The organism is Rhodococcus sp. UNC363MFTsu5.1, assembly GCF_000686785.1.
In the GTDB taxonomy this organism is placed as follows: Bacteria; Actinomycetota; Actinomycetes; order Mycobacteriales; family Mycobacteriaceae; genus Rhodococcus_G; species Rhodococcus_G maanshanensis.
The window spans coordinates 199,052-211,106 of the sequence record NZ_JMLO01000002.1 but is presented as its reverse complement, the minus strand read 5'-3'; the positions used below and the strand labels follow the sequence as shown (position 1 = coordinate 211,106).

Sequence of the window (12,055 nt, the reverse complement as noted above, 5' to 3'; positions counted from 1 at the left end):
GTCACTCCCCGAAGTCGGCGATCGGCCGCACCACGACCGATCCGCCACCGCGGGCACCGGGGCAGCGTGCGGCCCAGTCGAGCGCGACGTCGAGATTCGGCACATCGATCACGTAGAAGCCACCCAGGACCTCCCTGGTCTCGGCGAACGGCCCGTCGGTGACGGTCCGCGCACCGTCCGGACCGACCCGGACCGCGGTGGCTGTGGTCAGGTCGGCAAGCGATTCCCCGGACACGAAGATGCCCGCCTCGGTGACCTGCTTGTCGTAGACCATCCAGTCCTCGGGCGTGCACCCGTTTGCGATGGGATCGGTGGAGGCCGCGTTGATCAGCATCATGTACTTCATGGCTCGACTCCTGTCGTCTCGTCGTGCGGCGAGGTGCCGTACTCAATGACGACGAACGGAACCCGGTCGAATCGACACGTCCAGGAAAATAGTAGGCGGCTTCGCCGCCCGTGAGTCCTTTTGGTCCCTGTGCGGGCCAGAAGGACTCACGGGCCGCGGAGCGGCCTAGGCCGGGATGTTGGGGATCAGGGTGGCGCGGGCGTAGACGGTCTCGCCCTCCTTGAGCTGCAGCGCCTCGCTGTCGCCGCGGGTCACCTGCGCCGCGAACAGGTCGCCGGTCGCGGCGTTGCGCAGCTCCACCCGCACCTCGAAGCCGAGGTGCACCACCCGCTCGACCGTCGCCCTGGTCACTCCTGCAGACTCCGCGGTGCCTGCCTTCTGCGCGACCGCCATGCTGGGGTCGCGGCCGACGCGGATGTCGTGCGGGCGCACCAGCTGACCGTTCAGCTTGGCCACCGGGCCAAGGAACGACATCACGAAGTCGTTCGCGGGCGTGTCGTACAGATCGCGAGGGGTGCCGACCTGCTCGATCCGCCCCTTGTTCAGCACCGCGATCCGGTCGGCGACGTCGAGCGCCTCCTCCTGGTCGTGGGTGACCAGCACGGTGGTCACGTGCACCTCGTCGTGCAGCCGCCGCAGCCAGGTCCGCAGGTCCTCGCGGACCTTGGCGTCGAGCGCGCCGAACGGCTCGTCGAGCAGCAGCACCTGCGGGTCGACGGCGAGCGCGCGGGCCAGCGCCATGCGCTGCCGCTGACCACCGGAGAGCTGAGCCGGGTAGCGGTGCTGGAAGCCGTCGAGGCCGACGATCTCGAGCAGCTCGTTGACCTTCTTGTCGATCTCCGGCTTCGGCCGCTTGCGGATCTTCAGCCCGAACGCGACGTTGTCCCGGACGGTCATGTGCTTGAACGCCGCGTAGTGCTGGAACACAAAGCCGATGTCCCGCTTCTGCGGGGGCACGCCGGTGACGTCCTTGCCGCCGATGGTGATGGTCCCCGAGTCCGGGTTCTCCAGCCCGGCGATCGACCGCAGCAGGGTCGACTTGCCGGACCCGGACGGGCCGAGCAGCGCCGTCAGGGAGCCGGCAGGGATGTCCAGCGACAGGTTGTCCAGCGCGGCGAAGTCGCCGAAGTTCTTGTTGGCGCCGATCACGGAAATCATGTGTTGCTCCTCTTGCGGTCGAGCAGCGTCATCAGCAGCAGGGTCACCAGCGCGATCCCCATCAGCAGCGTCGCCGCGCAGTAGGCCCCGTAGGTGTTGTGATCGTCGATGTAGCGCGAGTGCACGAGCAGGGTCAGGGTCTGGGAGACGCCGGGGAACCCCGAGGACACCATGATCACCGCGCCGAACTCGCCGAGCGAGCGGGCCACGGTGAGCACCACGCCGTAGGTCAGGCCCCAGCGGATCGCGGGCAGGGTGATCCGCCAGAAGGTCTGCCACTTGGAGGCGCCGAGCGTCGCGGCGGCCTGCTCCTGCTCGTCGCCGATCTCGTGCAGCACCGGCTCGACCTCGCGCACCACGAACGGCAGCGTGACGAAGATGGTGGCCAGCACCATGCCCGGCAGCCCGAAGATCACCCGGAACCCGGCCTCGTCCAGCGCGCCGAACCAGCCGTTGACGCCCCACAGCAGGATCAGCGAGACGCCGACGACGATCGGCGAGACCGCGAACGGCAGGTCGACGACCGCCTGCATCAGGCCGCGGCCAGGGAACCGGCCCCGGACCAACGCCAGGGCCGTGACGATGCCGAAGATCACGTTGATCGGCACCACGATGGCCACGATCAGCAGCGAGAGGTTCAGCGCCGAGATCGCTGCCGGGGTGGAGATCGCATCGATGAAGGCACCGATGCCCCGCTCGAAGGTGCGCCACAGGATGACGCCGATCGGCACCAACAGCAGGAAGAACAGGTAGCCGAGCGCGACGACCCGCATCCCGAGCTTCGATCCGGTCGAGAGGTTCACTGGGCCTGCTCCTCGCGTCGCTGGTTGCGGCTCGAGAGCACCCGCAACACCAACAGGGTGACGAAGGCGATCGCCAGCAGCGCCACCGACACGGCGGCGGCGTTGACCGGCCGGTCGATCTCGATCTGCTGCTGGATGTACTGCGAGGTCACCTGCGTCTCGCGCGGGATGTTGCCGCCGATCAGCACCACCGAGCCGTACTCGCCGATGGCCCTGGCGAACGCCAGGCCAGCGCCGCTGATGATCGCGGGTGAGAGGATCGGCAGCACCACCTTCCGGAAGATGGTCCAGTTACTGGCGCCGAGGGACGCGGCGGCCTGCTCCACCTCCCGGTCGGTCTCGATCAGCACCGGCTGGACCGACCGGACCACGAACGGCAGCGTGACGAACGCCAGCGCGACGACGAGGCCGGGCTGGGTGGCGTTGAGCTGGACGTTGATCGGGCTGTTCGGCCCGTACAGCGCCAGCAGCACGATGCTCGCCACGATGGTCGGCAACGCGAACGGGAGATCGATGAGCGCGTTGACGATTCGCTTACCGGGGAACTCGTCGCGGACCAGCACCCAGGCGATGAGGGTGCCCATCACCACGTTGATCAGCGCGACGATGGCGGAGACGGTCACGGTCACCCGCAGCGAGGCCAGCGCGACCGGGCTGGTCACCGCCTCCCAGAACCCGCTGAGGCCGTCCTCGAACGAGGTCACCGTCAGTGCCGCGAGCGGGAGCAGCACGATGACGCTGAGCCAGAGCATCGCGACACCGATGCCCAGCGGGCCGACGGTGCCGGTCACGGCGGTCCACTTGCGCTTCTTCGGACGGGCGGGCCGAGCGGGGGGACCGGCCTCGGTCGACTGCTGTCCCACGGTCTCGGACACCAGTCCCCCCGTCGTCGTATCAGTAATGCTGGTCACGGTCAGATTACTTGGTGGCGTTGTCGTAGATCGTGGCGATGGAACCGGTCTCCTTCTTGAACAGACTCTCGTCGACTGCCTTCCAGCCGCCGAGGTCCGCGATCGTCCACAGCTTCGCGGGCGCAGGGAAGTCGGCAGCGAACTCGGCAGCGACACCGGGATCGACCGGGCGGAATCCGGCCTCGGCCCACAGCTTCTGGCCCTCGGTCGTAAAGAGGAAGTCCTTGAACGCGTTGGCCTTCTCGAGGTTCTTGCTGTTGTTGATCACGGCGACCGGGTTCTCGATCTTGAACGTGACCGGCGGCGTGACGTGCTCGACCGGGTCCCCGTTGCGCTCGGCGAACAGGGCCTCGTTCTCGTAGCTCAGCAACACGTCGCCGGTGCCCTGCAGGAACGTCTCGGTGGCCTCGCGACCGGACTTCGGCTGGACCTTCACGTGCTCGGTGACGAGCGTGTTCAGGTAGTCCAGTCCGGCCTGCGGGTTCTTACCGCCGTCGCTCTTGGCGGCATACGGAGCCAACAGGTTCCACTTCGCCGAGCCCGAGCTGAACGGGTTGGGCGTGACCACCTCGAGGCCGGGCTGGAGCAGGTCGTCCCAGTCCTTGATGCCCTTCGGGTTGCCCTTGCGGACCACCACCGTCACGACGGAGCCGAACGGGATCCCGTTGTAGGCGTCCTTGTTCCAGTCCTCGCTCACCAGGCCCGCGTCGACGAGGCGGGTAATGTCCGGCTCGACGGAGAAGTTGACGAAGTCGGCCTGGGCGCCGTCCTTGACCTTGCGGGACTGGTCGCCCGAGGCGCCGTAGGACTGCTGGAACTCGACGTTCTTGCCCTCGTCAGTGTCGTTGAAGGCCGGGATCAGCTTGTCGTAGCCGGGCTTGGGGACCGCGTAGGCGAACAGGCTGATGGTGCCCCCGCTGCCGTCGCTCGCGCCGCCCTCGGCGCCGACGGTGTCGCTCGAACCGCCGCTGCACGCGGTCAGTGCGACCGATGCGGCGGTGACGGCGGCGGCCAGCAGGAGGCCGGAACGGGTGATGGGAGAGCGCGCGCTCATGTGAATTGCCTTTCACAGGTGTGCCACGAGGGCAACGAGGTGATGTCCGGTCCTCAGACCGCAGCGCGGGACCACTGCCGGCGACGGCGTGGTCTCACGGTGACACAGAATGGGGTTGTCGCCCGCTACGTGGGGCGGACCGGCCGCGGCTCGATGGCTCGCGCGGCTACCGCAATCAACAACAGTCGATATCGGCGACCGCAAGCATGCCGACAGCGATCAACGCCAGTTCATGGCGGACCTGGTGCACGGCTGTTGCAGACACGCGCACGAATGTAGCAGAGCGATCGGCCCGGATCGAACCGGAGCCGAGCACCGTTCCACTACCTGGTCAGCAGCCAGCCGATCAGGACGAGGAGGATCAGCGCGATCAGCGCAAGGGTGACGCGAGAGCGGGGCATCAGCGGGCACCTTCCACGGGCGCGACGGTCGCGGCCGAGTCCCGGCCGAGCAGCACGAAAATCCTGGCGAGCAGCAGATCGGCTCCGGTGGCGATCCCGATCGCGAGCGGCATCATCACCGCCATCACGAGGATCAGCTGCGGAATGAAGGGCAGCCCGATCACCCAGAGCTCGAGTCCGTCCCACCAGCTGGCAATCTGCGTCACGCGGTCAGCCTATCGCCCCCACTCCAGTGGACGACCACGCCCGTCGGGCAGATGATGATGAGATGGCCCAACTCGATGATCAGATGGCCCCACTCGATGACACCGAGCAGCTCACCGAAGGCGAGATGGTGCCCGCGAACCTACCGGCGCTCATCGATATGGAGCACCGCAGCACCTTCCCGCCCATCGACGACTACGCCTTCCTCTCCGACTGTGAGACCACCTGCCTGATCGCCCGCAACGGCTCCGTCGAGTGGATGTGCCTCCCCCGGCCCGACTCGCCGAGCGTGTTCGGCGCGGTGCTGGACCGCAGCGCCGGCCACTTCCGGATCGGCCCCTACGGCCAGAATGTCCCGGCCGCCCGCCGCTACCTGCCCGGCGGGCTGATCGTCGAGACCACGTGGCAGACCGAGACCGGCTGGCTGATCGTCCGCGACGCCCTGGTGATGGGCCCGTGGCACAACATCCAGGAGCGCTCGAAGACCCATCGTCGGACCCCGACCGACTGGGACGCCGAGGGCATCCTTTTGCGCACGATCAAATGCGTCAGCGGGACCATCGAACTGGAGATGAGCTGCGAACCCGCCTTCGACTACCACCGCGCCGCCGCGAATTGGGAGTACACCGGCAAGGTCTACGAGGAGGCCACCGCCACCTGCGACGGGAGCCTGCTCGGCGCGCACCCCACCCTGCGGCTGACCACCAACTTCAAGCTCGGTCTCGAGGGCCGCGAGGCGCGGATCCGCACCCGGATGCGGGAGGGCGACAACGGCTTCGTCGCGCTGTCCTGGGCCGACGTGCCCCCGCCCGGCACCTTCGAGGAAGCCGCGGACAAGATGTGGCAGACCGCGGAGTGCTGGCGCCAGTGGATCACCATCGGGCGCTTCCCCGACCACCCGTGGCGCGGCTACCTGCAGCGCAGCGCGCTCGCCCTCAAGGGCCTGACCTACAGCCCGACCGGCGCCCTGCTCGCCGCCTGTACCACCTCCCTGCCGGAAACCCCTGGAGGCGAACGCAACTGGGACTACCGGTACGCGTGGGTACGCGACTCCACCTTCGCGCTGTGGGGCCTGTACACCCTCGGCCTCGACCGGGAGGCCAACGACTTCTTCTCGTTCATCTACGACGTGTCCAGGTCCGAGGACGGTCACCCGAACCCGCTGCAGGTGATGTACGGGATCGGGGGCGAGAAGACCCTCGAGGAGGAGGAACTCGGCCACCTGTCCGGATACGACGGGGCCCGACCGGTGCGCATCGGCAACGGCGCCTACAACCAGAACCAGCACGACATTTGGGGCACCATGCTCGACTCGGTGTACCTGCACGTGCGCTCGCGCGACCGGGTCCCGGAATCGCTGTGGCCGCTGCTCAAGCGGCAGGTCGAGGAGGCGATCGAGCACTGGCGTCAGCCCGACCGCGGGATCTGGGAGGTGCGCGGCGAACCGCAGCACTTCACCTCCTCGAAGGTGATGTGCTGGGTGGCCCTCGACCGCGGCAGCAAGTTGGCGATCCTGCACGGCGAGAAGGCGTATGCCGAGCAATGGGCACGGATCGCCGACGAGATCAAGAACGACATCCTCGAACACGGGGTGGACGACCGTGGGGTCTTCACGCAGCGCTACGGCGACGATTCGCTGGACGCCTCGCTGCTGTTGGTCCCGCTGCTGCGGTTCCTGCCCTCGCACGACCATCGGGTGCGAGCCACCGTGCTGGCCATCGCCGACGAGCTGACCGAGGACGGCCTGGTGCTGCGGTACCGGGTGGAGACCACCGACGACGGGCTGTCCGGCGAGGAGGGCACCTTCACCATCTGCTCGTTCTGGCTGGTGTCGGCGCTGGTCGAGATCGGAGAACTGCCCCGCGCCAAGCGGCTGTGCGAACGGCTGCTCGGGTTCGCCAGCCCCCTCAAGCTGTACGCCGAGGAGATCGACCCGCGGACCGGCAGGCACCTGGGAAACTTCCCCCAGGCCTTCACCCACCTGGCGCTGATCAACGCCGTGGTGCACGTGATCCGGGCCGAGGAGGCAGGCGACACCGGCGCGTTCCAGCCCGCGCACGGTCCCACCTGAGGCGCCGCGGGTCACCCCCGCCGTCAGCGGCCGATCGCCTCCAGCTGCGGGGTGATCCGGCCGAGCGAGTACCGCAGCGACGCGCTCGACGGGGTGTTGAAGCCGACCACCGTCGGGTAATCCTCGACGGCAAGGCCGCCGCTGCCGACCGACGGCAGCGCGGCGAACCCGGGGAGCTTCATCAGGTCGTCTCGGGTGCCGCCGTTGGGCAGCATCACCACCAGGTCCGCGGTGAGGGCATCGACCCGCTCGGGGCTGAGCAGCAGCCGACCTCCCGTCGCCCCCGCCTCCTCGACGAGGCGCGGCGGCACCGTCATGCCGAGCCGGGCGAACGTCCGGCTGGCACCGTCCCTCGGATCGGCGACGACGACCAGCTGGTTGGTCTTGAAGACGAACTGGGACAGCACCGCCGTCTTGCCCTTCAGTCCCGGCAGCCGCGCGGCGAGCCCGTCGATCTCGCCGTTGGTGGCGGAGATGATCTCCTCGGCCCTGTCCTGCCTGCCGAGGATCCGGCCGAGCGCCGTCACCTGGTCCTCCCACGAGTCGACCTGCGCGTCGCCGATCTCGCCGATGGTGGGCGCGATCTTGTTGACACGGTCGAAGTCGCTCCGGCTGGCCACGAACGATCCGAGGATCAGGTCCGGGTCCTGCGCGGCGATCTCCTCCACCGGGAGGGCGGCGCCCAGCTGGCTGAGGACGGCCCTGTCGAGTTCCACCGCCGACGCGTCGAGCGAGCCCTCCCATGGATAGAGGCCGCGCTCGTCGCCCCGATCCCCCGCGGCCAGGTAGGCCACCGGTTGCACGCCGAACTCGAGCAGCGCGTCCAGCCACTGGCTGCCCGCCGCCACGATCCGGGTCGGGGTCCCCTCGACCGTGGTGGAACCGAATCTGTGCTCGATCGTCGTCGTCCGATCGGCGCCGTCGTCGGCACCGGCGTCCGCGCCGCAACCCGCGGTTGCGATCGCCACCACCCCGAGCAGCGTCGCTGCCACCAGCCTCACCGCACGCACCCACATCACCCCTTCGAAGTTAGCGAAGGCTAACCTTCACACACTTCGAGGGGTGACGCCAGGGGTTCGTCAGGCGAACCGGCGCAGCAGCCGCTCCGCGTCGGCCGCGATGTGCCGAACCACCTCGCCCGCGGGACGGGCCGAGTGCACCAGGCCGACCGCCTCACCCGCGTACACCACGCCGAGGTCGGGGTCGCTCGGGTCGTAGGCCTCCGCGAGGGTCTCGTCGGATCCGTCGGTGCCGTGCCAGGTCTCGGTGAACTCGTTCGCGATCGCCCGGCCGCCCCAGCGGCTCGGCCACGGCTGACTGCGGGCCTGGTCGAAGACGGAGGTGTACACGGTGTCCGCACTCCCGGCCTCGACCACCCGCTCGCGGGCGTAGCCGGGTCCGATGGTCTCCGGGCTGGCCAGCAGAGCGGTGCCGATCAGCGCGCCCTCGGCGCCCGCGGCGATCACCGCGGCCAGTCCCCGCCCCGTCCCGATGCCGCCGGCCGCGACCACCGGCAGGTCCGTCGCGTCGAGCAGCTCCTGCAGCAGGGGCAGGGTGCCGATCCGGCCGGTGTGCCCGCCCGCCTCGCCGCCCTGGGCGATCACGAGGTCAACCCCGGCCCGCTCGGCGACCCGCAGGTCGTCGAGGGTGTTCACCTGCGACACGACCGGGATCCCCGCGGCGTGCACCCGCGGCACGTAGGCGGCCGGATCGCCGAAGGACAGCGACACCAGCACCGGCTCCTCCGCCAGCGCGGCGTCGAGCAGGGTGTCGTCGTCGTCCAGCGCCCACGTCATCAGCCCGACGCCGAACCGCCCGCCGATGCGGCGGGCCACCTCGGCCTCCTCCGCCACCCATTGCGGGGTGGCGTACCTCGCCGCGCCGAGCAGCCCGAGGCCGCCCGCCTTGGACACCTCACCGGTCAGCTCGCCACCGGCCCTGCCGCCCATCGGCGCGCCGAGGATCGGCACCTCGATCCGCAGTTCCCGGGTCAACCAGGTCTCGAGCATGCCGAATCCTCTCCTGTCGCGGCTACGCCGACCGTGCGCGGCGCCTACTTCTTCGGCTTGTCCGCCACCGACTCGTTCGACAGCGCCGCCACGAAGGCCTCCTGCGGGACCTCGACGCGACCGATGGTCTTCATCCGCTTCTTGCCCTCCTTCTGCTTCTCGAGCAGCTTGCGCTTGCGGCTGATGTCGCCGCCGTAGCACTTGGCGAGCACGTCCTTGCGGATCGCGCGAATGTTCTCTCGCGCAATGATCTTCGCGCCGATCGCGGCCTGGATCGGCACCTCGAACTGCTGGCGCGGGATCAGCTCGCGCAGCTTGGTTGTCATCTTGTTGCCGTAGGCGAACGCGGCGTCCTTGTGCACGATCGCGCTGAACGCGTCGACGGCCTCGCCCTGCAGCAGGATGTCCACCTTCACCAGTGCGGCCTGCTGCTCGTCCGTCGGCTCGTAGTCGAGGCTGGCGTAGCCCTTGGTCCGCGACTTGAGGGCGTCGAAGAAGTCGAACATGATCTCGCCCATCGGCAGCGTGTAGCGCAGCTCGACCCGGGTCTCGGAGAGGTAGTCCATGCCGCCGAGCTCGCCGCGGCGGGACTGGCACAGTTCCATGATCGCGCCGGTGTACTCGCTCGGAGCGATGACGGTGCACTTGGCCATCGGCTCATACACCTCGCGCACCCGGCCCTCCGGCCAGTACGACGGGTTGGTCACCTCGTGCTCGGTGCCGTCCTCCATCGTCACGCGATACACCACGTTCGGCGCCGTCGAGATCAGGTCGAGGCCGAACTCACGCTCGAGCCGGTCCCGGGTGATCTCCATGTGCAGCAGCCCGAGGAAGCCGCAGCGGAAGCCGAAGCCAAGGGCCACAGAGGTTTCCGGCTCGTATGCCAGCGCAGCGTCGTTGAGCCGCAGCTTGTCGAGGGCATCGCGCAGCACCGGGTAGTCGGAGCCGTCCATGGGGTACAGGCCCGAGTACACCATCGGCTTGGGGTCGCGGTAGCCGACCAGCGGCTCGGTCGCGCCGTTGCGGAAGGTGGTGACAGTGTCACCGACCCGGGACTGGCGGACGTCCTTGACGCCGGTGATCAGGTAGCCGACCTCGCCGACGCCCAGGCCGACGGTGGGCTTGGGTTCGGGCGAGATGATGCCCACCTCGAGCAGTTCGTGAGTGGTGCCGGTCGACATCATCGTGATCTTCTCGCGGGGACGGATCTTGCCGTCCACCACTCGCACGTAGGTGACCACGCCGCGGTACGCGTCGTACACCGAGTCGAAGATCATCGCGCGCGCCGGGCCGTCGGCGTCGCCCACCGGCGCGGGCACCTGCTTGACGACCTCGTCGAGCAGTTCCTTGACCCCGACCCCGGTCTTGCCGGAGACCCGCAGCACGTCGCCGGGCTCACAGCCGACGATGTGCGCGATTTCCGCGGCGTAGCGGTCGGGGTCGGCCGCGGGCAGGTCGATCTTGTTGAGCACCGGGATGATGGTGAGGTCCTTCTCCATCGCCAGGTACAGGTTGGCCAGCGTCTGCGCCTCGATGCCCTGCGCGGCGTCCACCAGCAGCACGGCGCCCTCACAGGCCTCCAGCGCGCGGGAGACCTCGTAGGTGAAGTCGACGTGACCGGGCGTGTCGATCAGGTGCAGGACGATCTCTTCCTCGGTGCCGTCCTCGTTCGTGACGACCCAGGGCAGCCGCACGTTCTGCGCCTTGATGGTGATGCCGCGCTCGCGCTCGATGTCCATCCGGTCCAGGTACTGGGCTCGCATCTGCCGCGGATCGACCACTCCGGTGAGCTGCAGCATCCGGTCCGCGAGAGTCGACTTGCCGTGGTCGATGTGCGCGATGATGCAGAAGTTCCGGATCCGTGCGGGATCCGTGAACGTCGTGTCGGCGAAGCTGCTGATTTCGGGGCCCCTTAGCTGGACTGGCACCGACCCGAATTCGGGTCACTGTCACCTCAGAGGATATCCAAGCGGCGCCGGGCTCCGTCGGACGGGCAGATAGGTTGGACACATGGCACGAAGCTGGACCTCGATCGGCAAACAACTCGGCGCCCTGGCGATGACCCAGGCACCCCGACTTCTGAAGGAACTGCAGAAGTCGGGCGTCCTGCCCGGCAAGGCGAGCACCGCGCCGAAGCCACAGCGGCAGACGATCACCCCCGGCCGCCCGGTGTCCTCCACCGCGGTGCCGACCGCGCACCGCGCCCGCCGGGTCGAGTACTCCCCCGACCTCGACGGCCGGGCCGACCCGGGCGAGGTCGTGTGGACCTGGGTGACCTACGAGGAGGACGCCCACCAGGGCAAGGACCGGCCGGTCCTGGTCGTCGGGCGCGACGGCGACACACTGCTCGGTCTGATGCTGTCCTCGAACGCCGAGCGCGACGGCGACCGGAACTGGATGGGAGTCGGTTCCGGCTCCTGGGACAGCGCAGGCCGCCCGAGCTGGGTGCGCCTCGACCGGGTGCTCGACGTCCCCGAGTCCGGCATCCGCCGTGAGGGCGCCATCCTCGATCAGCGCCGCTTCGAGCAGGTCGCGAGCCGCCTGCGGTCCGACTTCAGCTGGAGCTGAGGACCGCCGGGCCCGCGACGTGGGTCAGTTCCCGGCGAACTCGACGTCGAGCCGCAGCCGATGGGTTCCGTCGGCGTCGACCAGCAGCTCGCCGGTCCCGTTGATCCCCGCCAGCTCTCCGGTCCCACTGGTGGGGACCACCACGAGCTGGTGATGGGTGCGCTCGGTGCCGTCGGTGGTCGCCATGTGCGCGAAGTTGAAGGTGCCGCGGCGCCCGCCGATCGCCCCCTCGAAGGACTCCATCGCGAGGTAGGTGCCCACGCCAGTCTCCTGGGAGCAAGCGGAGGTGAACTGGGTCCGCGAGGTGCCTTCGATGTCGCCGGTGAAGGTCTTGGTCATGTAGGTGTACCCGACGTCGAGTCCGGTCTGGATCGGCGAGGTGTACTCGGTCGGCTCGAACGAGGTCACGGAGAAAGTGCTGTCTGCCTGCATGAAACGAGCGTAGGACCGGCCACCGACACCGCGCTTGAACAAACGCGACGCCACGACACAGACGAAGGGACCCCCGGCGCGATCCGCGCCGGGGGTCC

13 protein-coding genes are annotated in these 12,055 nt (G+C 68.8%); 2 read left to right on the top strand and 11 right to left on the bottom strand.

All coding sequences use genetic code 11. The features are described from left to right. Position 1 precedes the first annotated feature (1 nt). The 7 genes from BR31_RS0104655 to BR31_RS0104630 form a co-directional block, all read right to left on the bottom strand. Complete coding sequence (locus tag BR31_RS0104655; protein ID WP_027499946.1) at positions 2-346, bottom strand: YciI family protein; 345 nt, start codon at positions 344-346, stop codon at positions 2-4. Between the two features lie 165 nt (positions 347-511). Then, complete coding sequence (locus tag BR31_RS0104650; RefSeq protein WP_027499945.1) at positions 512-1,504, bottom strand: sulfate/molybdate ABC transporter ATP-binding protein; 993 nt, start codon at positions 1,502-1,504, stop codon at positions 512-514. After that, entirely contained in the window at positions 1,501-2,277 is a 777-nt protein-coding gene (gene cysW / locus BR31_RS0104645) for a sulfate ABC transporter permease subunit CysW (protein WP_425528705.1), read from the bottom strand. The genes BR31_RS0104650 and cysW overlap by 4 nt, the downstream gene beginning before the upstream one ends. A gap of 26 nt (positions 2,278-2,303) precedes the next feature. Continuing rightward, on the bottom strand, positions 2,304-3,209 hold the full coding sequence (cysT, locus tag BR31_RS0104640) for a sulfate ABC transporter permease subunit CysT (RefSeq protein ID WP_027499943.1): 906 nt from the start codon (positions 3,207-3,209) through the stop codon (positions 2,304-2,306). Between the two features lie 16 nt (positions 3,210-3,225). After that, complete coding sequence (locus BR31_RS0104635) at positions 3,226-4,272, bottom strand: sulfate ABC transporter substrate-binding protein (RefSeq protein WP_027499942.1); 1,047 nt, start codon at positions 4,270-4,272, stop codon at positions 3,226-3,228. A gap of 175 nt (positions 4,273-4,447) precedes the next feature. Beyond that, positions 4,448-4,522, bottom strand: a complete 75-nt coding sequence (locus tag BR31_RS32560) for an Ms4533A family Cys-rich leader peptide (RefSeq protein WP_371851165.1) — start codon at positions 4,520-4,522, stop codon at positions 4,448-4,450. 150 nt (positions 4,523-4,672) lie between these two features. Further along, the gene (locus BR31_RS0104630) at positions 4,673-4,879 is read right to left on the bottom strand and encodes a hypothetical protein (protein ID WP_027499941.1); all 207 of its coding nucleotides are present in this window, start codon (positions 4,877-4,879) and stop codon (positions 4,673-4,675) included. 125 nt (positions 4,880-5,004) lie between these two features. Here BR31_RS0104630 and BR31_RS0104625 point away from each other — a divergent pair, with 125 nt between their 5' ends. After that, the gene (locus BR31_RS0104625; protein ID WP_051636985.1) at positions 5,005-6,948 is read left to right on the top strand and encodes a glycoside hydrolase family 15 protein; all 1,944 of its coding nucleotides are present in this window, start codon (positions 5,005-5,007) and stop codon (positions 6,946-6,948) included. 23 nt (positions 6,949-6,971) lie between these two features. On the opposite strand, the gene BR31_RS0104620 is transcribed toward BR31_RS0104625, so the two are convergent. The 3 genes from BR31_RS0104620 to lepA form a co-directional block, all read right to left on the bottom strand. After that, a complete protein-coding gene (locus BR31_RS0104620; RefSeq protein WP_231496374.1) occupies positions 6,972-7,949 on the bottom strand; it encodes an ABC transporter substrate-binding protein in 978 nt (325 codons plus the stop codon). A 78-nt stretch (positions 7,950-8,027) separates the two neighbouring features. Next, on the bottom strand, positions 8,028-8,957 hold the full coding sequence (locus BR31_RS0104615) for an NAD(P)H-dependent flavin oxidoreductase (protein ID WP_027499938.1): 930 nt from the start codon (positions 8,955-8,957) through the stop codon (positions 8,028-8,030). A 44-nt stretch (positions 8,958-9,001) separates the two neighbouring features. Beyond that, the gene (lepA, locus tag BR31_RS0104610) at positions 9,002-10,885 is read right to left on the bottom strand and encodes a translation elongation factor 4 (protein ID WP_027499937.1); all 1,884 of its coding nucleotides are present in this window, start codon (positions 10,883-10,885) and stop codon (positions 9,002-9,004) included. Between the two features lie 82 nt (positions 10,886-10,967). On the opposite strand from lepA, the gene BR31_RS0104605 reads away from it, so the two are divergent. Further along, positions 10,968-11,525, top strand: coding sequence for a type II toxin-antitoxin system PemK/MazF family toxin (locus BR31_RS0104605; protein ID WP_027499936.1), 558 nt, complete (start codon positions 10,968-10,970; stop codon positions 11,523-11,525). 24 nt (positions 11,526-11,549) lie between these two features. Here the strand turns inward: BR31_RS0104605 and BR31_RS0104600 are convergent, their stop codons facing one another. Further along, positions 11,550-11,957, bottom strand: coding sequence for a DUF3224 domain-containing protein (locus BR31_RS0104600; protein WP_027499935.1), 408 nt, complete (start codon positions 11,955-11,957; stop codon positions 11,550-11,552). Positions 11,958-12,055: the final 98 nt, after the last annotated feature.

Bases quoted from the DNA above. Each gene is read 5' to 3' on its own strand.
- BR31_RS0104655 (WP_027499946.1), bottom strand. From the start codon at position 346: ATGAAGTACATGATGCTGATCAACGCGGCCTCCACCGATCCCATCGCA.
- BR31_RS0104650 (WP_027499945.1), bottom strand. From the start codon at position 1,504: ATGATTTCCGTGATCGGCGCCAACAAGAACTTCGGCGACTTCGCCGCG.
- cysW (WP_425528705.1), bottom strand. From the start codon at position 2,277: ATGCGGGTCGTCGCGCTCGGCTACCTGTTCTTCCTGCTGTTGGTGCCG.
- BR31_RS0104635 (WP_027499942.1), bottom strand. From the start codon at position 4,272: ATGAGCGCGCGCTCTCCCATCACCCGTTCCGGCCTCCTGCTGGCCGCC.
- BR31_RS0104625 (WP_051636985.1), top strand. From the start codon at position 5,005: ATGGTGCCCGCGAACCTACCGGCGCTCATCGATATGGAGCACCGCAGC.
- BR31_RS0104615 (WP_027499938.1), bottom strand. From the start codon at position 8,957: ATGCTCGAGACCTGGTTGACCCGGGAACTGCGGATCGAGGTGCCGATC.
- BR31_RS0104605 (WP_027499936.1), top strand. From the start codon at position 10,968: ATGGCACGAAGCTGGACCTCGATCGGCAAACAACTCGGCGCCCTGGCG.
- BR31_RS0104600 (WP_027499935.1), bottom strand. From the start codon at position 11,957: ATGCAGGCAGACAGCACTTTCTCCGTGACCTCGTTCGAGCCGACCGAG.